The organism is Flavivirga jejuensis (assembly GCF_030540765.1).
Taxonomy (GTDB): Bacteria; Bacteroidota; Bacteroidia; order Flavobacteriales; family Flavobacteriaceae; genus Flavivirga; species Flavivirga jejuensis.
Genome location: NZ_JAUOEL010000002.1, coordinates 788,458 through 811,740 on the forward strand (window position 1 = coordinate 788,458; position 23,283 = coordinate 811,740).

Annotated in this window: 15 protein-coding genes; 10 read left to right on the forward strand and 5 right to left on the reverse strand. The window is 34.1% G+C overall.

Translation table 11 applies throughout. The features are described 5' to 3' along the window. Positions 1–212: 212 nt before the first annotated feature. The gene (locus tag Q4Q40_RS08345) at positions 213–1,484 is read left to right on the forward strand and encodes a hypothetical protein (protein ID WP_303301330.1); all 1,272 of its coding nucleotides are present in this window, start codon (positions 213–215) and stop codon (positions 1,482–1,484) included. Between the two features lie 405 nt (positions 1,485–1,889). Here the strand turns inward: Q4Q40_RS08345 and Q4Q40_RS08350 are convergent, their stop codons facing one another. The 3 genes from Q4Q40_RS08350 to pflB all read right to left on the reverse strand — a co-directional run bounded on the left by Q4Q40_RS08350 (position 1,890) and on the right by pflB (position 6,239). After that, positions 1,890–3,146 carry an L-lactate MFS transporter gene (locus Q4Q40_RS08350; RefSeq protein WP_303301331.1) on the reverse strand — a complete coding sequence of 419 codons (1,257 nt, stop codon included), beginning with the start codon at positions 3,144–3,146 and terminating at the stop codon, positions 1,890–1,892. A 38-nt stretch (positions 3,147–3,184) separates the two neighbouring features. Beyond that, positions 3,185–3,907 (reverse strand): pyruvate formate-lyase-activating protein, encoded by a 723-nt coding sequence (gene pflA, locus Q4Q40_RS08355; RefSeq protein ID WP_303301332.1) that lies wholly within the window; start codon positions 3,905–3,907, stop codon positions 3,185–3,187. A gap of 106 nt (positions 3,908–4,013) precedes the next feature. After that, positions 4,014–6,239: a formate C-acetyltransferase gene (gene pflB, locus Q4Q40_RS08360; protein WP_303301333.1), complete on the reverse strand. Its 2,226-nt coding sequence runs from the start codon at positions 6,237–6,239 to the stop codon at positions 4,014–4,016. A 639-nt stretch (positions 6,240–6,878) separates the two neighbouring features. On the opposite strand from pflB, the gene Q4Q40_RS08365 reads away from it, so the two are divergent. From Q4Q40_RS08365 to Q4Q40_RS08405, 9 genes are all read left to right on the forward strand, one after another. Beyond that, positions 6,879–8,648, forward strand: coding sequence for an AMP-dependent synthetase/ligase (locus Q4Q40_RS08365; protein WP_303301334.1), 1,770 nt, complete (start codon positions 6,879–6,881; stop codon positions 8,646–8,648). A 118-nt stretch (positions 8,649–8,766) separates the two neighbouring features. Then, positions 8,767–9,210 carry a MarR family winged helix-turn-helix transcriptional regulator gene (locus tag Q4Q40_RS08370; RefSeq protein ID WP_303301335.1) on the forward strand — a complete coding sequence of 148 codons (444 nt, stop codon included), beginning with the start codon at positions 8,767–8,769 and terminating at the stop codon, positions 9,208–9,210. A gap of 9 nt (positions 9,211–9,219) precedes the next feature. Then, a complete protein-coding gene (locus Q4Q40_RS08375) occupies positions 9,220–11,628 on the forward strand; it encodes a 3-hydroxyacyl-CoA dehydrogenase/enoyl-CoA hydratase family protein (protein ID WP_303301336.1) in 2,409 nt (802 codons plus the stop codon). Between the two features lie 145 nt (positions 11,629–11,773). Next, positions 11,774–12,049, forward strand: a complete 276-nt coding sequence (locus tag Q4Q40_RS24200) for a four helix bundle protein (protein WP_425556016.1) — start codon at positions 11,774–11,776, stop codon at positions 12,047–12,049. A 170-nt stretch (positions 12,050–12,219) separates the two neighbouring features. After that, on the forward strand, positions 12,220–13,413 hold the full coding sequence (locus Q4Q40_RS08385) for an acetyl-CoA C-acyltransferase (protein WP_303301337.1): 1,194 nt from the start codon (positions 12,220–12,222) through the stop codon (positions 13,411–13,413). Between the two features lie 114 nt (positions 13,414–13,527). Further along, positions 13,528–15,339, forward strand: a complete 1,812-nt coding sequence (locus Q4Q40_RS08390) for an acyl-CoA dehydrogenase FadE (RefSeq protein ID WP_303301338.1) — start codon at positions 13,528–13,530, stop codon at positions 15,337–15,339. Positions 15,340–15,571: 232 nt separating this feature from the next. Then, complete coding sequence (locus tag Q4Q40_RS08395) at positions 15,572–16,906, forward strand: M28 family peptidase (protein WP_303301339.1); 1,335 nt, start codon at positions 15,572–15,574, stop codon at positions 16,904–16,906. Positions 16,907–17,164: 258 nt separating this feature from the next. Further along, entirely contained in the window at positions 17,165–18,811 is a 1,647-nt protein-coding gene (locus Q4Q40_RS08400; protein ID WP_303301432.1) for a M1 family metallopeptidase, read from the forward strand. A 5-nt stretch (positions 18,812–18,816) separates the two neighbouring features. Continuing rightward, positions 18,817–19,389, forward strand: coding sequence for a YdeI/OmpD-associated family protein (locus tag Q4Q40_RS08405; protein ID WP_303301340.1), 573 nt, complete (start codon positions 18,817–18,819; stop codon positions 19,387–19,389). A 5-nt stretch (positions 19,390–19,394) separates the two neighbouring features. Here the strand turns inward: Q4Q40_RS08405 and Q4Q40_RS08410 are convergent, their stop codons facing one another. After that, positions 19,395–19,829, reverse strand: a complete 435-nt coding sequence (locus Q4Q40_RS08410; RefSeq protein ID WP_303301341.1) for a T9SS type A sorting domain-containing protein — start codon at positions 19,827–19,829, stop codon at positions 19,395–19,397. 451 nt (positions 19,830–20,280) lie between these two features. After that, entirely contained in the window at positions 20,281–23,277 is a 2,997-nt protein-coding gene (locus Q4Q40_RS08415) for a glycoside hydrolase family 48 protein (protein WP_303301342.1), read from the reverse strand. Positions 23,278–23,283 lie beyond the last annotated feature (6 nt).

Here is a 23,283-nt window from a genome sequence, read left to right on the forward strand (position 1 = left end):
CACAATTAACCCGAATAAAGCAGAAGTAAAAAACGGAATAAGATCGCTAATAGTTCGATAACATTTTGAGCTGTTACGATACAAAATAGATTATGCTTACCTGTTATTTAAGTACATTCACCATTAAAATAGTATGCTTCATCAAATTAATTATAGAAACACAATAACATTTTTATAAATTTAGTTTTAAAAAGTTAAATCTAAAATTAAAAATGTTCTTAAATTACAAAGAATTAGGAGTCATATTGTTTTCTGCATTTTTTATGATGAGTTGTTCTGACGATGATAATTCTGATCCAACAAACAATGTGAATTTTGAAGAAGCACTACTTAATGGTTTTCCACTTTCTGAAATTGATATTACTTTAAAAGCAGATAGTTTTTCTATTGAACAACCTACAATGCTCAATGGAATTCCTCAGGAAAAAGGAAAAATCACAATAGAATTAGAAAATACAGACATATCTAAATTTAGTCTTAAACAAATTGATTTTGATGCTTCAAAGTTTAATATTTCTCCTGCTGTAGGTGAACAAAGTATAATCCCAGGTGAAACAATTACTTATGTTATAACTTCTACTAAGGACACCAACGTTTCTTTACAGTATGACGTGTTAGTTATTGTAAAGGACATCCATCCAGCACTTCAAAAACTAAACATAAAAAAGCTTCATTTCTTAAAGATTGACAACCCGAGTCTTGATCAGGATATCACAAGTATTGAAGTAAGAGAACATACAGGTCAGCCATACAGTGGAACTATCATGGTAATAGTACCTGACGGAACGGATTTTTCTAGTCTAATACCAACATTAGACCATGAAGGATCATCAGTTAAGTACACTACAGAACATTATGGAAATTATGCTGATTTCAAAGTTTTTGACGAAAAATCTAAGATCGATTTTAAGTTTCCTAATATAATCGCTTTTCAAATATACAACATTGATGAGACCAGATATCTTGAATATCGCGTACTTGTAGATGTGAAAAAACTTGTTACTTTCGATGAGGAATTTGCTACTATAAATAATGGTAGTATCGTTGCTTATGATAAAACTTATAACAATGTTCTTGGGTTTACCTATCATGGAAATTACCCAATTAATAACAAACTGTCTTCCTCTGAAATTGAGGTGACAGAAACCCCAGAAAATCCAAGTGTTAACTATTACTTCACAAGAAATATTAGTTTAATGGAAGACAATCCTTCCGATAACAATACTCAGATCCAAACAAATGAAAGAGGGAGGCTCTATATTTCGCTTAATTTTCCATTTAATTTTAGTGGTAATGACAATCTCTTTATTACTTCTGCAACTTACGGAGTTAAGGTCACCTTCTCTCCAATGCTTAACTCTTATTCCACGCCAAACATCGAGGAAAGTTACAATAACATTACCATTTTAAAATACCTTAACTTTCTAATATACGACCCTATAGAAATAGAGGTTAAGGCAAATGTAAATAATTTAGTAAGGTAACAATCTTTGCAAATCATTCAATAATATTTAAAACCTTCGAGAGTTGATACCCTCGGAGGTTTTATTTTTAAATACTACTTTTTAGACTTAAAAGACTCATAAAAACTGACTATCCTTGAGGTAAGTCATAGGGGAATTTCACCAGTCTCATTTTACTATTAGAGTCAAAAACCGAGTTTTGTAATTTTACCTCACCCAGAACTGTAAAAAAGGTAGTTCTGAGGCTCCAAAGGTGTGATTTAAATTGGAAACCTCGTCCGAGTATCAAATAATTTTCGCACTAAACACCCTCATGTATAAGAAAATATTTTAGATGCTTTAAAACCCCGAAATAATAAATAATCATCTCGGGGTTTTTCGACTAATTTGACTAAAAAAAAAATACAAAAATGAAAAACTTCATTTTTATGCAAATTCTAGACCTTTATCTATTTTTTTATACGTTTTAAATACTAATCGTTTCATTAACAACGATATTATAAATGCTATAACAAATAAGCCTGCAAACACTTTTAAAGTGGCATCTAACGATCCTGTTGTATTTTTAACCACATCATAAATTGTAGGGCCTACAACGCCTGCTAATCCCCAGGCAGCTAATACCATACCGTGTATGGCTCCAAGTTGTTTGGTTCCAAATAGGTCTCCAAGGAATGCTGGCAATGTGGCAAAACCTCCCCCATACATGGTAATAACTGTAAATAATATAACTAGAAAAGTGAGTTCCAGTGAAATGGTTGGTAAGAAGTAAAAAGCCAGAATCTGGAATGCAAAGAAAATAATATAAGTATTTGCACGTCCCAAATAATCTGAGAGTGTTGACCACATAATTCTACCCAAACCATTAAAAACACCTATTAAACCTACTATACCCGCAGCTTCCATAGGAGTATAATTTAATTTTTCTTGCATCATGGGGCTAGCTGCAGATATAATCGCGATACCACAAGCAATATTTATAAACATCATGATCCAGATATAATAAAAACGCCATGTCTTTAGTGATGCATTCGCATCAATATTTGCCATATCTGCCTTTATTGTTTTACCTTCTCCTGATTTAAACCCATCTGGTATATAACCTTCTGGTGGTTTTTCAATATATCTTGCTGAGGATAATATTAATATCATGTATATAGCACCTAAAATATAAAAGGCATTCGATACACCTACAGCGTCAAAGAGAGATTGCATAACAGGTCCAAAAATTAAGGCTGCAAAACCAAATCCCATAATGGCCATACCTGTTGCTAAACCACGTCTGTCTGGAAACCATTTTACTAATGTACTTACTGGTGTAATATAACCAAGTCCCAATCCAATACCACCAATAACTCCATAACAAATATAAAATAGCGTTAATGATTCTAATTGAACTGCAAGTCCAGAACCTAAAATGCCTATTCCATAAAATAATCCTGCAGTCGTACCACTAACCTTTGGTCCTACTTTCTCGACCCATCTGCCTAAAAATGCTGCCGATAAACCTAATAATAAAATAGCGATTTTAAACGCCCATTTTATAACACTTCCATCAACATCAAAAATATCCTTAACAGGGTTGGTCATAACCGAATATGCATACACAGATCCTATTGAAATATGAATTCCAACAGCCGAAGCAGCTATTAACCAACGGTTTTTAAGTTTTTGTGTTTTCATAATATATCTAATTTAAGTGTTGATCATAACAACACTTTCTAATTTATTTTAACTTCTTTAAAATAGTTTTTTAAGATCTCAACTGCTGCATCTAGTTCGTCCTCTGTATTTTCACGAGCATCTTTTAATTGGTAATCCCAACCTAAAGCCTCCCATTTATGAATCCCTAATTTATGATAAGGCTGAATCTCAATCTTTTCAATAGTTTTGTAATCTTTAAAATGCGCTCCCATGGCATGCAATAGCTCTGGCTTATTCGTAAGCTCTGGTATTAACACATACCTCAACCACATTTTTTTTCCTGAAGCTTCTCTATGTTTAGCAAAATTGAAAGCCGTTTCATTATTACGCTTTCCAGTTAAAGCTTCGTAGCCTTCTTCAGTCATGTGTTTTATATCTAACATAACTAGATCTGCATAGGTATCTATTAATTCTTTTGTAAAATGATTTAATACCCTGCCATTTGTATCAATATTAGTATGAATACCTTCTTCCTTAAGCCTTTTAAAAAAAGGCACTAATTCTTTAGATTGCAATAAAGGCTCTCCTCCTGATACCGTAACCCCTCCCTTTTTACCAAAATAGGGCTTCATTTTTAGAGCCATTTCTACCAACTCTTCAATATGGTATAACTTGCCTCCAGAAGTTTCAATAGCATCTGGATTGTGACAATACAGACATTTTAATTTACAACCTTGTAAAAATATAATCATCCGAATTCCAGGACCATCGTGCGTTCCAAAAGACTCAATAGAGTGCACTCTTAATATGTTTGCTTCTGTTTTGATAGAATACTCTTTTTTAAATTTAGTACCCGCAAAAGAAGCATGATACTTCTTTTGCAGATACTTGGGAATATTAATAAAACTACATGGACTCGTGAAAAGAACGTGTGATTACTTCTAATTGCTGTTCTTTTGTTAATCTTACAAAATTAACAGCGTAACCAGACACTCTTATTGTTAATTGCGGATATTCCTCAGGACGTTCCATCGCATCAAGCAAGGTCTCTTTATTTAATACATTTACATTAACATGTTGTGCATTCTTAGAGAAATAGCCATCTAAAATAGTTGCTAGATTTTCGATTCTATCAGCTTCATCTGCACCTAAAGATTTTGGTACAATTGAGAAAGTATTAGAGATCCCATCTTGAGAATCTTCATAATCAATTTTAGCAACAGAGTTTAACGATGCAATTGCTCCATTAGAATCACGACCGTGCATTGGGTTAGCACCTGGTGCAAATGGAATTCCTTTTGCTCTACCATCTGGTGTAGCGCCCGTTTTCTTTCCATAAGAAACGTTAGATGTAATAGTTAATACAGACATCGTTGTTTCTGCTCCTTTATAAACTGGTAAAGGCTTTAGCTCATTGTTAAAATCGGCAACAGCTTTTGCTGCTAAAGCATCTACCCTATCATCATCATTACCATAATATGGGAAGTCTCCTTCTATCTTAAAATCAACAGTTAAACCTTCCTCATTTCTTATTGGTTTTACTTTGGCATATTTAATTGCCGAAAGTGAATCTGCAACAATTGATAAACCAGCTATACCGTAAGCAATATTAATACTTGGATTCGTATCAATTAAAGCCATTTGAGCTTTTTCATAATAATATTTATCATGCATGTAGTGAATAATGTTCATAGAATCATTATAAACACGTGCTACTTCTCTCATAGCTACTTTAAAATTAGCCATTACCTTGTCGAAATCTAAATATTCACAATCACAAGCCTCAATACCATCAACCATTTGTGTTCCAGTTATCTCACAACGTCCACCATTAATAGCTAATAATAATGTTTTAGCTAAGTTAGTACGTGCACCAAAGAACTGGATTGATTTCCCTAATGCTTGGTGGGAAACACAACAAGCGATTCCATAATCATCAGACCCTCTTTTATTTCTCATTAATTCATCATTTTCAAACTGAATTGATGATGTATCAATAGATACTTTAGCACAATAATCTTTAAAGTTTTGAGGTAAGTCTTCAGACCAAAGAATCGTCATATTCGGCTCTGGTGAAGGACCTAAATTATATAAGGTATTCAAGAAACGGAAAGACGTTTTAGTAACCTTAGTTCTTCCATCTTCAAACATCCCACCAATAGCCTCCGTTACCCAAGTAGGATCTCCAGCAAAAATTTCGTCGTAAGCACTCATTCTTAAGTGGCGAACCATACGTAATTTCATTACAAATTGATCTATATATTCTTGGGCTTCCTCCTCTGTAATGAGACCTTCTTCTAGATCATTCTCAATAAAAATATCTAAAAATGTAGACACATTACCCAAAGACATCGCTGCACCATCCTGTTCCTTAACAGCAGCTAAATAAGCCATATAAGTCCATTGTACTGCTTCCTGAGCATTTTTGGCAGGTCTAGCTAAATCTAAGTTATATTTAGCACCTAGTTCAATCATTTCTTTTAATGATCTTATTTGCTCTGATACCTCTTCCCGTAAACGAATAACCGCATCGCTCATAGGGCCTGCTATCTTCTCTAAATCTTCTTTTTTAGATTCAATTAAAAAATCAATCCCGTATAAAGCGACGCGACGATAATCTCCAATAATTCTTCCTCTTGCATAATTGTCTGGCAAACCTGTTAAAAAGCCAAGCGAACGGAATTTTTTAATTTCTGTCGTATAAGCATCAAAAACACCATCGTTATGTGTTTTAACATACTTCGAAAATAATTCTGTTAAGGCATCATTAGGTTTTACCCCTTGCTCCAATAAGGCTTTTTGAACCACTTTAAAACCTCCAAAAGGTTTCATCGTTCTTTTTAATAGTTCGTCTGTTTGCAATCCTACAATAACTTCATTTTCTCTATCAATGTATCCTGCATTAAAGGCACTAACTGTTGAAATTACCTCAGTATCTACCGAGCGTACACCATTATTTCGGAGCTCTTCTTTAGTAGCTTCTTTACATACCTCCCATAATTTTTGAGTTTTCACGCTAGATCCAACCAAAAATTCTGACGTACCATGATAAGGAGTAATGTTATTAATAACAAAATCTCTTACATCGACTTTCTCAGTCCAAATTCCGTAGTTAAATTGTTTTACTTCCATTGTTTTATTTTATTAATATTTTGAAAAAAAATTATGATTTGTTATGCTTATTCAAAGGTAATTACCACCTCTAATTATAAACCTGACAATTATCAGTTAACACTTGAAAAAGAAAATATTGCTCACTATTTTTTTCACGAAAACGTTTGAGTTTTGAAGTTTTTTTAATAAAAAATTCACACTTTTAACTCTTATATTAAACAAACAACCTAAAAAATATATTTTTTTATATCATTTTATTATTTTTTACAACAATTAAATACAGATTTCATAATAATTAACAAAAAAGTGATTAACTTAGTTGTTTAACGGCAATAAAAAGAGATATAGAAAATTCAGCATAAATAATGATCAATTTAATAGACCTTCTATTACACTTAGAAACTGTTTAAGTTTAGTTTTTGGAATTAGTATGGAGGGATTACGTTCTCAGTCAAAGCAAAATAAATGCGAATAACATCGCTATTTAAAGAAGTTTTGCTATAGAATGAGGGCTTAAGACGACAAAATAAACTAAAGGATAAAATTTAAACAGTTTATAAAAGATCGTTGTATTAATTAGAGGCATTTTACATACTCGATTTGAAAATCTTTTTTAATTTCCTATTTTGCAATTCAAGAACCTATTTAAAACAGCAAATGGTAGAGATCACAAAAATTTTTGATTTTCCTTATTATCAATTAGAAAAATATAATTTAGATAAAGCGCTTACTAGCAAAAACAATGGTGAATGGCATTCTATATCAACTCAAGAATATATTGATCAAGCAAATGCTATTAGCAGAGGTTTGTTACGTTTAGGCGTCCAACCAAATGATAAAATTGCTGTTATCTCTTCAACAAATAGAACCGAATGGAGTGTTTTAGATATTGGAGTCCTTCAAACTGGCGCACAAAATGTCCCTATTTATCCTACTATAAGTGCTGAAGATTACGAATATATTTTAAATCATTCTGAATCTACTTATTGTTTCGTTTCCGATAAAGAAGTAGTGGATAAATTAAACACGATAAAAGGTAATACAAAACTTAAAGAGATTTATACGTTTAATGATATTGAAGGCGAAAACAGCTGGAAAGAAATTTTAAAATTAGGCGAAGATACGAGCAATCAAAACGAAGTAGATTCTAGAAAAGAAGCTGTAAAACCTCATGATTTAGCCACCTTGATTTATACCTCAGGTACAACTGGCAAACCAAAAGGCGTTATGATATCTCACAATAATCTGGTTTCAAATGTATTAGATAGTTTATCTCGGGTACCTCTAGAATTGGGTAAATCTAAAGCACTAAGCTTCTTACCTATATGTCATGTTTTTGAAAGGATGATATTATATCTGTATCAATATTGTGGTATTGAAATATATTTTGCTGAAAGCATTGAAACTATAAGTGATAATTTAAATGATGTTAAACCAAACATCATGACAGCTGTCCCAAGGTTATATGAAAAAATGTATGATAAAATAATCGCAAAAGGAGCAGATTTAAAAGGTATTAAAAAGAAACTGTTCTTTTGGGCTGTTAACTTAGGTTTAAAATATGAACCTTATGGTAAAAATGGTTGGTGGTATGAGTTTCAATTAAAAATAGCTAATAAACTTATTTTTAATAAATGGCGGGATGCTTTAGGAGGCAATATTAATACCTTGGTATCTGGAAGTGCCGCCTTGCAACAGCGACTAATTAAAGTCTTTTCGGCTGCAAGAATGCCTATCCTTGAAGGGTATGGACTAACCGAAACATCTCCTGTAATATCTGTAAACTGCCCATTTAATGGCGGTATTAAAATTGGAACTGTTGGAAGAATTATAGATAATGTTGATGTAAAAATAGCAGAAGACGGAGAAATTTTAGTAAAAGGTCCTAATGTGATGCTTGGCTATTTTAAAGACCCTGAGAAAACTAAAGAAATTATGACCGGAAACTTTTTTCACACTGGTGATATTGGAGAAGTTGATCATGATAATTTCTTAAAAATTACAGATCGTAAAAAAGAAATGTTTAAAACCTCTGGCGGAAAATATGTTGCTCCCTCTCTATTAGAAAATCAATTTAAACAATCAAGATTTATTGATCAGATAATGATAATTGGAGAAGGCGAAAAAATGCCAGCAGCTTTAATTCAAGTGAATTTTGAATTTGTTGAAGAATGGGCAAGACGACATAACATCACCTTTCAATCTAAAAATGACATCATAACGAATGTTCAATTACTAGAGCGTATTCAAGAAGAAATTGACACAGCAAATGAAAACTTTGGTAAGTGGGAACAAATTAAAAAATTCGAAATCACCCCAGATATTTGGTCCATTGATGCTGGACATTTAACACCAACATTGAAAATGAAAAGAAAAGTGATTAAAGGAAAGTATGTAGATCTCATAGAAAAGATCTACAGACCTTAACATAAAAGGTCATAAAACTCATTTTCAGTATACTCTCAATTAATTTGTATTAATTTTTACACAATTTATTATGCATGCATAATAAATTTTTCATATATTTGATCACCAACTAAATTATATGAAAGATAAAACCATTGATTACGTCCTCCGAACAACTTGGCTCTCAGTTCAGAAGATGTATAATGAAGAAGCGGCAAAATTTGAGAGTACCATGGCAACAGGTTTTACTTTATTGAGTATCGATCGGGAAAAAGGGACACCTTCGACTGCTCTTGGACCTAAAATGGGTATGGAAGCTACCAGTTTATCCAGAATATTAAAAACCATGGAAGAGAAAGGGCTCATTGAACGTAAACCCAACCCAGAAGATGGACGTGGCGTTATTATTTCTCTCACCGAATTTGGTCTTGAAAAAAGAACTTATTCAAGAGAAAAAGTTTTAATGTTTAATGAAGCTATAAAAAATAATATTTCAGAAGAGAAATTAAATAACTTTTACGAAGTCGCTGAAATTATTAATGATATGGTATCAAATAAAAAAATATATAATAAAAACGGTTAGTTATATAAAATGAGCAAACGTAGAATAAAAAAAGTGGCCATTATAGGTTCTGGTATTATGGGAAGTGGTATTGCATGCCATTTTGCTAATATTGGTGTAGATGTTTTGCTGCTTGATATCGTTCCTAGAGAACTAAACGATAAAGAAAAAGCTAAAGGCTTAACACTTGAAGATAAAGTAGTAAGAAACAGATTAGTTAATGATGCGCTTGCTGCTTCATTAAAATCAAAACCTGCTCCTATATATCATCCTAAGTTTGCAAATCGTATTACAACAGGTAACTTGGAAGACGATATTTCCAAAGTCTCCAGTGTGGACTGGATTATGGAAGTGGTGGTTGAACGATTGGATATCAAACAACAGGTTTTTGAAACACTTGAAAAACATAGAACACCAGGCACTTTAATTACTAGTAATACGTCTGGTATTCCTATTAAGTTTATGAGTGAAGGTCGTAGTGAGGATTTTCAGAAACATTTCTGTGGCACACACTTTTTTAATCCTGCACGCTACCTAAAATTATTCGAGATTATTCCTGGTCCAAAAACAGATGCTTCAGTTTTAGAATTTCTTAATGGTTATGGAGAACAATTCCTTGGAAAAACATCTGTAGTCGCTAAAGATACACCTGCCTTTATAGGAAACCGTATCGGCATATTTAGTATTATGAGTTTATTCCATGCCGTTAAAGACATGGGATTAACGATTGAAGAAGTTGACAAATTATCAGGTCCCGTTATTGGTAGACCTAAATCTGCTACTTTTAGAACAGTTGATGTTGTTGGATTAGACACTTTAGTTCATGTAGCAAACGGTATTGCAGAAAACTGTAAAGAAGATGAGCGCTTAGAACTTTTTAAATTACCAGATTTCATCAATACCATGATGAAAAACAAATGGTTAGGAAGTAAAACGAAGCAAGGGTTTTATAAAAAAACAGTGTCTGCCGAAGGCAAAAAAGAAATCTTATCATTAGACTTAAACACTTTAGAATATCGTTCTGCACAAAAAGCAAAATTTGCAACTTTAGAACTTACTAAAACAATCGATAAGGTTGTAGATAGATTTAAAGTACTCGTCTCAGGTAAGGATAAAGCTGGTCAATTTTACAGAAAAAGCTTTGCTGCTTTATTTGCCTACGTTTCTAATCGTATTCCTGAAATAACAGACGAATTATATAAGATTGACGATGCCATGAAAGCTGGTTTTGGTTGGGAACACGGTCCTTTCCAAATTTGGGATGCTATAGGTGTAGAAGCAGGCATAGAAATAATGAAAGCCGAAGGTTTAACACCCGCAGCTTGGGTTAACGATATGTTGTCATCAGGAAGTAAATCCTTTTATTCCGTAAAAGAAGGAGCCACTTATGCTTACGATATTCCGAATAAAACACAAGAAAAAATACCAGGTCAAGACGCATTTATCATCTTAGATAATATCAGAAAATCGAATGAAGTATTTAAAAATTCTGGTGTTGTTATTGAAGATTTAGGCGATGGCATATTAAACTGCGAATTCCAATCTAAAATGAATACGATTGGAGGCGATGTTTTATCAGGACTTAATAGAGCTATCGATTTAGCCGAAAAAGAATATCTGGGATTAATTATTGGTAACCAAGGCGCCAATTTCTCTGTTGGCGCCAATATTGGTATGATATTCATGATGGCTGTAGAACAAGAATATGATGAACTTAATGCCGCGATCAAATATTTTCAAGATACGATGATGCGTATGCGTTATTCTTCTATCCCAACCATTTCAGCACCACATGGCATGTCCTTAGGAGGTGCTTGCGAGTTATCGATGCACGCCGATAAAGTTGTGGCTGCTGCCGAAACGTATATAGGCTTAGTAGAATTTGGAGTTGGTGTTATTCCTGGAGGAGCTGGTTCCAAAGAAATGGCTCTAAGAGCTTCTGATACTTTTAGAAAAGGAGATGTCGAATTAAACACCCTACAAGAATACTTTTTAACGATAGGCATGGCAAAAGTGGCAACTTCTGCCTATGAAGCCTTTGATCTGGGTGTGCTTCAAAAAGGAAAAGATGTAGTCGTTATTAATAAAGACAGACAAATAGCAACCGCAAAAGCACACGCTAAACTAATGGCAGAAGCTGGCTATACACAACCTGTAAAACGCAAAGATGTAAAAGTACTTGGCAAACAAGCTCTAGGTATGTTTTTAGTTGGAACAGATTCTATGGAAGCTGCAAATTATATAAGTGAACACGACCATAAAATCGCTAATAAATTAGCTTACGTCATGGCTGGTGGTGATTTATCAGAACCTACCTTAGTGAGCGAACAGTACTTGTTAGACCTAGAACGTGAAGCTTTCTTAAGTTTATGTACAGAACGAAAAACATTAGAACGTATACAACATATGTTGAAGACGGGGAAACCGTTGCGTAATTAAAATCCCCCAAAGGGAGGCGCTTTAAAAGATGAATATAATGTATAACTAAAAACAAACCCGTAACAGTTCCCGCTCCTTTGGAGAGGGGTAGATTTAAGACGCATTGACATAGGATTGAAAGACGAAATAGAAGGTCCTATATGATATGTCTAACAAAAAAATAAGAGTAATAGTAAAGAATAAGATGGCTGCAAGACATAATTTTAGAAAGTTAACAATTTGGAAAGAAGGTATTTCAATAGTAAAAGATACTTATACAACGACCAAAACATTTCCAAAGTCAGAAATTTATGCACTTTCAAATCAAATGCAACGGTGCTCTATCTCTATTCCTTCTAATATTGCTGAAGGTACAAGTAAAGGAACAGATAAGCATTTTACTCAATATTTAGAAACAGCTTTAAGGGCTGCCTTTGAGTGAGAGACACAATTAATAATTTCTTTTGAAATAGGATATATTTCCGAAGACACTTTTAAACATTTAGAAAATAAAATTCAAATGATTCAAGGAATGATAACACGATTCATGGAAAACTTATGCAAGTCTTAAGTCATTCGTCTTATCGTCTTATGTCAAAATATTCATAAACTATGAACAAAACCGCATACATAGTAAAAGCATATAGAACAGCAGTTGGAAAAGCTCCAAAAGGCGTATTCCGTTTTAAAAGAACTGATGAATTGGCTTCAGAAACCATTCAACACATGATGAAAGAATTACCACAATTAGACAAAACTCGTATCGACGATGTTATTGTTGGTAATGCCATGCCAGAAGGCTCTCAAGGTTTAAATATGGCACGTCTTATCTCTTTAATGGGATTAGATAGTGTTGATGTTCCTGGAGTTACTGTAAATCGTTTTTGTTCATCGGGTATTGAAACTATTGGGATTGCTACAGCGAAAATTCAATCAGGAATGGCCGATTGTATTATTGCTGGAGGTGCAGAAAGTATGAGTGCTGTTCCAATGACGGGGTTTAAACCTGAGTTAAATTACGACATTGTAAAAGCAGGTCACGAAGATTATTATTGGGGTATGGGAAATACTGCTGAGGCCGTTGCAAATCAGTTTAAAGTATCTCGTGAAGACCAAGATGAATTTGCTTATAATTCACATATGAAAGCTTTAAAAGCACAAGCAGAAAATCGTTTTCAAGATCAAATAGTACCTATAGAAGTAGCACAAACTTATGTAGATGCAAACGGAAAGAAAGCTACTAAATCATATACCGTAACAAAGGATGAAGGACCACGAGCGGGAACTAGCAAAGAAGCCCTGGCAAAATTACGAGCCGTGTTTGCTGCTGGTGGTAGTGTAACCGCAGGAAACTCTTCTCAAATAAGTGATGGGGCTGCCTTTGTTATGGTGATGAGTGAAGACATGGTAAAAGAATTAAACCTGGAACCCATAGCTCGTTTAGTAAACTATGCCGCTGCAGGTGTAGAGCCTCGCATTATGGGGATTGGCCCTGTAAAAGCGATTCCAAAAGCATTGAAACAAGCTGGTTTACAACAATCAGATTTAGAACTTATCGAATTAAATGAAGCCTTTGCGTCACAATCTCTAGCCGTAATTAGGGAACTTGGTTTAAATCCCGATATAGTAAACGTTAACGGTGGTGCTATTGCCTTAGGACATCCACTTGGTTGTACTGGAGCAAAATTATCTGTACAATTATTTGATGAAATGCGTAAACGTAATATGCAAGGTAAATATGGTGCCGTAACCATGTGCGTAGGAACTGGACAAGGAGCCTGTGGGATTTTTGAATTTTTAAATTAGAAACCCACCTAACCTCTCCAAAAGAGAGGTACAATTGAAAATAAAAAAAATAAGTTATTAATTAAAAAACACCCACAAATTCTCTTTCCTTCGGAAAGGGTTGGGAATCGGAAAATGGAAGCAACAGAAAAAGATATTTTACGCGGCGGACAATTCTTAGTAAAAGAAACCAATTGTGAAGACATATTCACTCCTGAAGATTTTAACGAGGATCAGTTGATGATGAAAGAAGCTGTCACTGAATTTGTTGATAGAGAAATTTGGGCAAATAAGCCACGTTTTGAAGCTAAAGATTATGCATTAACAGAATCGTGTATGCGTAAAGCTGGAGAACTTGGTTTTTTAAGTGTTTCTGTGCCAGTAGAATATGGTGGCATGGGAATGGGTTTTGTAGATACCATGCTTGTTTGCGATTATATTTCTGGTGCCACTGGCTCGTTTAGTACCGCATTTGGTGCCCATACTGGAATTGGTACAATGCCTATTACTTTATATGGAACCGAAGAGCAAAAGAAAAAATACGTTCCCAAATTAGCTACAGGCGAATGGTTTGGTTCCTATTGCTTAACAGAACCTAGTGCTGGTAGTGATGCCAATTCTGGTAAAACAAAAGCAGTACTTTCTGCTGATGGTAAAAGTTACAGCATTACAGGGCAAAAAATGTGGATCTCTAATGCTGGTTTTTGTAGCTTAATGATTGTTTTTGCTCGTATAGAAGATGATAAAAACATCACTGGATTCATCGTAGAATACGACCCTGAAAACCCGAATGGTATCACTATGGGAGAAGAAGAACACAAATTAGGGATTCGTGCCTCTTCCACACGTCAGGTTTTCTTTAATGATACTGTTGTTCCTATTGAAAATATGTTATCAACAAGAGGCAATGGGTTTAAAATAGCCATGAACGCTCTTAATGTTGGCCGTATAAAATTAGCTGCGGCCTGTTTAGATGCGCAACGACGTACTATTACAGAATCTATTAAATATGCTAATGAACGTATTCAATTTAAAACACCCATATCTAGTTTTGGTGCGATTCGTCAAAAAATTGCTGAAATGGCAACTAACTGTTGGGTTGGTGAAGCCGCTAGTTATAGAGCTGCAAAAAATATAGAAGATCGTATTGCACTTCGTCAAAAAAATGGAAAAGACACCCATCAAGAAGCAGAATTAAAAGGTGTTGAAGAATATGCTATTGAGTGTTCCATTTTAAAAGTAGCTGTTTCAGAATACACACAAAAATGTACCGATGAAGGGATTCAAATCTTTGGTGGTATGGGATTCTCTGAAGAAACCCCTATAGAATCTGCATGGAGAGATGCTCGTATCGCAAGGATCTACGAAGGTACTAATGAAATTAATCGTATGTTAAGTATAGGTATGCTTATCAAAAAAGCGATGAAAGGACATGTAGATCTTTTAACACCTGCCACAGCAGTTAAAGATGAATTGGTAGGCATTCCGTCTTTTGATGTCCCAGATTATTCTCAATTATTTTCTGAAGAAAAAAACATTATAAAGAATCTAAAAAAACTCTTTTTAATGGTCGCTGGAGCTGCATTACAGAAGTATGGTGAAAAAATAGAGCAACAACAACAATTAATGTTAGCAGCATCAGATATTTTAATACAAATATACATAGCAGAGTCAGCTATTTTACGCGCAGAAAAAATGGCAAAAAAGGAAGGGGAAGCTGCTGCAAAAGAACAAATAGCTATGGCTAAGTTAAATTTATTCCATGCTATAGATGTTATTGAAACTGCTGGTAAACACTCCATCATTTCTTTTTCTACAGGAGATGAACAACGTATGATGCTTATGGGCTTAAAACGTTACATTAAATATGTAAACATGCCAAACATTATAGAATTAAGAAATATTATAGCAGATAAAGTAACTGAAGAAAATAAATACTGTTTTTAGTATAAAGAAAAAAGTAGTGACTAACTCTCAATTGGAAAAAGCGTTTCGAAGTTAACTTTCGAAGCGTTTTTTTTATTTTATTATCTTTAAACCTGAGTTCGACGTAAGGAAAATAAAGTTGTTTTTATAAAACACTGCTTATAAAGCGTTTATATTAATAAAGTAAATTTTAGATATCTGAAAACATATTCAAATCTATTAGCTTCAAGCTAAAAATCAATAATTATAGTACATGAAAATAATAGTTACAAGCTTATTGGTATTTTCAAGCTTCTTTTTATCAGCTCAAACAAATCAGAAATTATACCATATTATTGATGCAGTCTCATCAGAACGTATCAAACAAGATGTTCAAACGCTTGTGGATTTTGGAACAAGAAATACTTTTAGTGATACTATTTCTAATACCAAAGGCATTGGAGCAGCGAGACGGTGGATAAAATCGGAATTTGAAACCATCTCGAAAGGTTGTAATAATTGTCTGGAAGTCTTTTATCAAAAAGATTTTGTTACTAAAAAAAATAACAATCGTGTGCCACACGACGCTTGGGTAGTCAATGTTGTTGCTATTCAAAAAGGAACTAAATACCCCAATCGATACATTATTATGAGTGGAGATATTGATTCCCGTGCCAGCGATACTATGGATTTTACTACGGATGCTCCTGGAGCAAATGATAATGCTTCTGGTATGGCTGGAACTATGGAAGCCGCAAGAGTTTTATCTAAGTATAAATTTGAAAGCAGTGTTGTTTATGTTGGTCTATCTGGTGAAGAACAGGGGCTTTTTGGCGGTGCTGGATTAGCAAAATATGCTCAAGAAAAAAAATGGGATATTATTGGGGTTTTTAATAATGATATGATCGGAAATATTAAAGGGGTTGATGGTGTTATTGATAATAGAACCTTTAGAATATTCTCTGAGCCTGTACCTCCAAACGAAACAGAACGCGCAAGAAAAATGCGTCGATTTTATGGAGGCGAGGTAGATGGTATCTCACGCCAATTGGCACGTTACGTGCATAAAACTACAAAAACATATATGCCAGAAATGAACCCCATGATGGTTTATAGATTAGATAGATTTGGTCGTGGTGGTCATCACCGCCCTTTTAACGATTTAGGATATGCAGGTATTCGTATTATGGAAGCACATGAAAACTACACGCAACAGCATCAAGATATCCGTGAGGAAAATGGCATAAAATATGGTGATGTAATTGAGCATGTTAATTTTGATTATGCAAAAAAGCTCACCGCAGTAAATGCCATAAATATGGCAAGTTTGGCTTCTGCCCCTCCTGCACCCAATAATGTTGCTATTGGGGGTGTTGTAGCACCTGCTGCAAAATTCAAATGGGATAAAGTTAATGGTGCCAAAGGTTATAAAATTTACTGGAGGAATACCACCTCTCCTACTTGGGATCATAGCAGGTATGTTGGTGATGTATCAGAATTCACATTAGAAGGCATCGTTATTGATAATTACTTTTTTGGAATAGCTTCGGTTAATGAAAATGGTTTCGAAAGTGTGGTCGTATTTCCCAATAAGGTTTTTAGAGATTAAGAAAGGGTTTAAGTTTTGTTTTTGAAATTAGTTTAGGTGGATTACATTCTCGATCAAGGCAAAAACAAATGCGAATAGCATCGTTATTCAAAGAAATTTTACTGCAGAATGAGGGCTTATAACGACAAAATAAGCTAAAGGATAAAATTTAAACAGTTTCTAAGCTTTACATAATTATCAGCTGCAATATCAAACTCACGCTAAATATTAACAAATTATTAAGAATCTTTTTCTTTAATTTTGAACAAAGCCAAAATAATGACTTACCGTTTATATCTATTACTATTTTTCTCAATAATTTCATGTATTTCCGTGGAAGCACAAGGATTACTTTCGGAGAAAAATAATTTCACCAGACAAGATACATTAAGAGGTTCCATAACTACAGAACGCGTATGGTGGGATTTAACCTATTACCATTTAGATATAAAAGTAGATCCTGATAACAAATTCATTTCGGGGAAGAATACGATTCAATATAAAGTTTTAAAAGATCATTCGGTCATGCAAGTTGATTTGCAAACACCTTTAAATCTGACTAAAGCCATTCAAAATGGAAAAGAATTAAACATAAAACATGACGGTAATGCTCATTTTATAAACCTTGTTGAAAAACAAAAAATAGGAGATATAAATACTATTGATGTTTATTATAATGGAAATCCGAAAGAAGCAGTTAGAGCCCCTTGGGATGGTGGTATCTCATGGAAAAAAGACCAAAACGACAATCATTTTGTTGCATCGTCTTGTCAAGGGTTAGGAGCCAGTGTATGGTGGCCTTGTAAAGACCATATGTATGATGAAGTAGACAGTATGCTTATTAGTGTAAATGTTCCTAAAAATTTAATGAATGTTTCTAATGGTAGATTAAGGAGTGTCGAGCAATATGGAGACACAAAAACGTACCGTTGGTTTGTAAATAGCCCAATTAACAACTATGGCGTAAACATCAATATTGGTGATTATGCTAATTTTTCTGAGGTTTATGATGGACAGGCTGGACATTTAGATATGAAATATTATGTTTTAAAAGATAATATAGAGAGAGCCAAAGATCATTTTAAAGATGCTCCCAAAATGATGAAGGCTTTCGAGCATTGGTTTGGTAAGTACCCCTTTTATGCAGATAGTTTTAAACTCGTTGAAGTCCCCTATTTGGGAATGGAACACCAAAGTTGTGTTACTTATGGTAATCAATATAAAAAAGGTTATTTAGGTAAAGATCTATCTGGTACAGGTTGGGGTTTAAAATTCGATTTTATTATCATTCACGAAGCTGGTCATGAGTGGTTTGCTAATAACATTACTAATAAAGATGTGGCAGACATGTGGATTCATGAGGGGTTTACTTCCTATTCTGAAAACTTGTTTTTAGATTATTATTACGGTAAAAAAGCTTCCGCAGATTATGTTATTGGTACTCGGAGAAATATTCAAAACGATAGACCTCTTATTGGACATTATAATGTAAATGCCGAAGGGTCTGCCGATATGTATTATAAAGGTGCCAATATGCTACACACTTTAAGACAACTTATTGAAGATGATGAAAAATGGCGACACATTTTACGTGGACTAAATAAAGATTTTTATCATCAAACAGTTACCACACAACAAATCGAAAATTATTTGAGCCTGAAAACAGGTATTGATCTAACTGAATTTTTTAATCAATATTTAAGAACTGTAAAAATTCCAACGCTTGAATATGCTATCGAAAAAAATGAATTGAAATATCGTTGGACCAATATTGTTGATAAATTTGACATGCCTGTTCAAGTAAACATTAACGGAAACGAACAATGGCTATTTCCTATTTCTGATTGGAAAACACTACCATTTGAATCAAAAATCACATTATTTAAAGTAGATCGAGATTTTTATGTAGAAGCAAAAAAACTTTAATAATAGTGGAAATCCCTGAGTTATATTTTAAGACAGATACAGAATGGCGCGACTGGTTACATAAAAATCATGACGCTTCCAGCGGTATTTACCTCATCCTTTATAAAGTAGAAAACAAAGAACCTTCCATGCGATGGGAAGAAGCTGTAAAAGTAGCGCTTTGTTATGGTTGGATAGATTCCACAGTAAAAAGTTTAGGTAACGGAAAACGTCGACAACGCTTCTCTCCAAGAAACCCAAAAAGTGTATGGAGCGCCTTAAACAAAAGATATATAAAAGAATTAACCGCCAACAATTTAATGCACAAAAGTGGCCTTAAAATTATTGAGATCGGTAAAAAAAATGGAAGCTGGACAGCTTTGGATGCTGTTGAAAAAGGCATTATTCCAGAAAGTTTACAAAATGCCTTTGATAAAAACCCTAATGCTTTTAAAAATTATCAAAACTTTGCACCTTCTTACCGAAAAGGGTATTTGTATTGGATCAATCAAGCCAAAAGAGAAGAAACCAGACAAAAACGCATTGCTGAAATTATTAGACTGTGTGAGGCCAATATAAAGGATAGAGGGAATTGGTAAAAGATCTACAACTTAATGATCTTAAAATTTTCTTTATCAATATTTAAAAAATAAATACCGTTACTTAAATGGCTAATATTTAATTCTATTTCAGAAGTATTTATTGTTTTACTTAACAGCTTATTTCCGTTTATCGAAAACAGATTAATTGTTCTCTGTTCGGTAACTCTAAAACTTATAAATAAGTAATATAAAACAGAATTAGCATCTGTTTCAAAAGATGTATCTTCCAATTCAGTAACTCTTAAAAAAGGTTTTTTTAAGAGATTTGTATGACTGTTATTTACAAAACTTTGAGTATTGATAGTCATACTCGCAATAGTATTAGCACCTGTAAATAATGGATCTCTATTTAAAAAATTCACTTCTGAAATTTGAGCACTGGAAAGACTCACAAGTAATAGTAACAAACAAACGGTAGTAGGATAACGTTTTTTCATAGTGGGGGCTATTTTTGTTATTTTATATACGTTACTGATCTACAAACCAGATCTTAATTAGCAATAAATCTGGTTTTTACATGCCTTTTATCCCCAGTAAGGATCTATAGATTGAATGCTCTCTGCAAACCTTTTTTGTATACTTAACTGTTAAAAACACTACTAATACCCGAAGAATAAAGAGGCTGTCTAAAAAGTGTCATTCAGAAGGCTATCTTCAAACAAAATATATTTTGTTTGAAGATATAAGCGAAGCTTACGACTGAAGAATCTCTTGAATTTTAATGTTTCTATTTTTAGACAAATAAGTATATAAAAGGAATAATTAGATGAGCCTTTAATTTCTATTTGGTGTAAAAAAAAGAGAGATTCTTCAGTTTGCTCTGAATGGCAAAGTTCATCACTTTTTAGACAGCCTCTTTTACAGATTTAAAATAATTTATTCGTTATTTTATTGTACTAAAATCTTTTGTAAATGTTTTTGACCTGATTTAGTTGTTACAGTCAAGAAATACATCCCTGTAGGCAATGTATTAACATCAAGTTCATATCTTGAATTCCTTGTTTTAATAGTTCTATTTTTCACCATCCTACCAAGCAAATTAATTACATTTATATTAGCCCCTTCAAGACTAGAGCTGCTTTGAATAGTTACTGTCGCTTTTTTAAATCGATTAATAGGATTAGGATATAATCTTATATTAACTTCCTTAGCTATGGTTGTAGGTGTTTCAGATGTTTCTTCGGTATCATTTCCAAAAAAGAAACCATACTCTGCGTTTGCCAAGGCAACCTCAATTTGTGCCCAGCTCCTGTGATAGTTTTGTGAAAAATCTTGCCCAGCATCATATGCCGCTTTTAGCCTATCATATTCAGGATCATCCTTATATTTAGAACGAATGTCTAGAAAACTAACTCCAGGTTGTATAACATCTCCATTAGCCATAACACCAGAGTATCCAGCTGGAATATATACTTCCTGCTCAAACATTCTTTTGTAATCTGCTCTAATTTCTGTTGAAGACACACCTTTAGAATCTCTGTATTTCGTCCACATTCTATCTAAAATTTCTTTCGCAAGTGTTTTCGCATCGTTATCAAGAGTATCATGTTTATCAGTAGCTGCTGCGTAATAAATTAAAGCTTTTGCAGTAGAAGCAGCGACACCAAGATCTAAATTATACGACGTTACTGTTACGCTAAGATTGTTATTAGCACCTGGATTTGTAGGATTCCAAGTATCAGGTTCTCCAGTCCATTCTAATCCAGCAGGAACGCTGAAATCATCTGTGCCTACAAGTTGAAATACTCCTTTAACCCAATTAACCCATTTCTCTATTAGTATTTTTGCTGTAGGGTCGTTAGTAATATAGTAATATTCTGCTACACGTTCCATTGACCAAGATTGCCACCCAAACCAAGTGCCACTTCCTGGGTCATGATAAACAGGATTCGTATCAAATGCCATATCATAGAAAGTAGACTTCCCAGCTGGGTAAGTGCTATAATTACCATTCCAACTATTTGTGGCACCACCTGCTATGGCACCTTCTTTAGATTGCAGGTATTGATAGAATTCCATTTGTCTTTCTAAACTATCACCCCAATCACGTTTACCATTAGTTGATTTTGGAGCAAATTCGTTTATTTGAGACATCGCATAGGCTGCAACTGGGTTTTGATACCCAAAATGACAATGACTTGAACTAATTCTAAAAGCCCAAGCTGCATCAGAATTGGTAGCCCCTCCCCAAGCCATATACCAAGACATTAAATAATGTGCACTATCGTATCCTGTTCCAATACCCGAAGACTCACTTTGAACTCCCATAGGTTTGAAATATTTATCAAACATTGATAGTCTTAGGTAATCACCCATTTTAGTAGCTTTATCTAGTAAAGAACCATCGATGGTTGCACCTTGTTCTTTAGCATACTCTACAGCCCAATACATGGCTTGTACTGCTCTTGCATCTGCATCAGGGGCACTTGTATAACGCCATTGTTGCGCATAGTTACTATCTTCTATAAATATTGGCAAGAATCCATTTGTTCCTCCCCATTCATAGCTTTCCCAAGATGGATGTGGTACTGTTTCAAAAACAGACTCTTGTTCTCCTCTTTGAAAGGTATTAATATAAGACGGCGTACTAACACCATCTCCACGATTTCCATAACCATAAAAATTATCATTATCTAATAACCAATGCATTTGATAAACATTTTCACCATAGGCAGCCGTAAGTTCTGGTGAAACAGGATCGACACCAACTGGGGTACTTAGACTCAATGGTGATGGGTAGTTCTCTGGTAAAGGAAACTCACTAGCATATGCTGCTGGACTATTAGCATTGTAAGCACTATTTGTTGGTTGATCCAAAGCTGTAGGAATAATAAATTGCTCTATTTTATCCCATACATTAGCTACAGGTACCCAGTTTTTAGTGATACGGCCGTTCATTACTTCTAACCATAACCAATACGAATATAACTCGGATGTAGATTCATGACCATGATCTGGAGCTTCTACGATTAACGATTCTATTGAGTGGTGAGGCGATCCGTCTGCACTAAAATATCCATTTTCAGGATCTAAAAATTCACTACGCATTTCTAAGAAACGATCAATATATTCATTATCTGCAGGAGGAGGAATCACAACATCAGTTGCAGTAATAGATACAGAAGCAGTGTCTGAACCTCCATTACCATCACTTACAGTAACAGTAGCAGTGTAAGAACCATTTGCTGTATATGTATGGCTAGAAGAAGCATCTGTACTAGAAGTACCATCTCCATAGGTAATAAGATAACTTAGAGTATCTCCATCTGCATCTGTTCCTGAAGCGGTAAAACTTACCACCAAAGGAGCCAAGCCAGAAGTAGGTGTTGCAATTAATGAGGCCACAGGCGGTGTATTAAGTGTAGAACCCCCACAATCTGGAGCTGTAGAAGAATTACTAAAATAAATACTATAGCCTCCAGTTTTGGATACGATAACAAAATTAACGCCGTCTTTTGCTACCCAATAGTCCCCATCAAGACCACTAATTCCAGAGCCATTTATAGCGAGTTCAGGTTGAGCAGAGTTAAGATTTTTAGTAATTTTTGGTAATAAATCTATGTACCAGTTTGGTTGTCCGTTATTAGTATTAAAAGAAAATTGGTATAAACCATTATTATTTAAATCCCAATTGATATTAAATATGGTAACATTATCAAGGTTAGGTCCACCAGTACCTAACACATGAATATTACTATACGGTTGATTGATAGTACTAAGAGCAGTGGCTAATGGTGTGCCAAAGGTACAATCACTAGATTGTTGGGCTTCATAGAAAAACCACGACTTATGTAATGCTTCTCCATGATTAAAAGTCAGAGCCTTAAGCTGACTACTGTAAATTGCTATAAATAGCAAAAATAATTTGAATAGTTTGTGTTTCATTTTGTT

Excerpts from the sequence above, each read along its gene's own strand:
- Q4Q40_RS08345 (WP_303301330.1), top strand. The coding sequence starts at position 213 with ATGTTCTTAAATTACAAAGAATTAGGAGTCATATTGTTTTCTGCATTT.
- Q4Q40_RS08350 (WP_303301331.1), bottom strand. The coding sequence starts at position 3,146 with ATGAAAACACAAAAACTTAAAAACCGTTGGTTAATAGCTGCTTCGGCT.
- pflB (WP_303301333.1), bottom strand. The coding sequence starts at position 6,239 with ATGGAAGTAAAACAATTTAACTACGGAATTTGGACTGAGAAAGTCGAT.
- Q4Q40_RS08365 (WP_303301334.1), top strand. The coding sequence starts at position 6,879 with ATGGTAGAGATCACAAAAATTTTTGATTTTCCTTATTATCAATTAGAA.
- Q4Q40_RS08370 (WP_303301335.1), top strand. The coding sequence starts at position 8,767 with ATGAAAGATAAAACCATTGATTACGTCCTCCGAACAACTTGGCTCTCA.
- Q4Q40_RS08375 (WP_303301336.1), top strand. The coding sequence starts at position 9,220 with ATGAGCAAACGTAGAATAAAAAAAGTGGCCATTATAGGTTCTGGTATT.
- Q4Q40_RS24200 (WP_425556016.1), top strand. The coding sequence starts at position 11,774 with ATGTCTAACAAAAAAATAAGAGTAATAGTAAAGAATAAGATGGCTGCA.
- Q4Q40_RS08385 (WP_303301337.1), top strand. The coding sequence starts at position 12,220 with ATGAACAAAACCGCATACATAGTAAAAGCATATAGAACAGCAGTTGGA.
- Q4Q40_RS08390 (WP_303301338.1), top strand. The coding sequence starts at position 13,528 with ATGGAAGCAACAGAAAAAGATATTTTACGCGGCGGACAATTCTTAGTA.
- Q4Q40_RS08395 (WP_303301339.1), top strand. The coding sequence starts at position 15,572 with ATGAAAATAATAGTTACAAGCTTATTGGTATTTTCAAGCTTCTTTTTA.
- Q4Q40_RS08400 (WP_303301432.1), top strand. The coding sequence starts at position 17,165 with ATGACTTACCGTTTATATCTATTACTATTTTTCTCAATAATTTCATGT.
- Q4Q40_RS08410 (WP_303301341.1), bottom strand. The coding sequence starts at position 19,829 with ATGAAAAAACGTTATCCTACTACCGTTTGTTTGTTACTATTACTTGTG.
- Q4Q40_RS08415 (WP_303301342.1), bottom strand. The coding sequence starts at position 23,277 with ATGAAACACAAACTATTCAAATTATTTTTGCTATTTATAGCAATTTAC.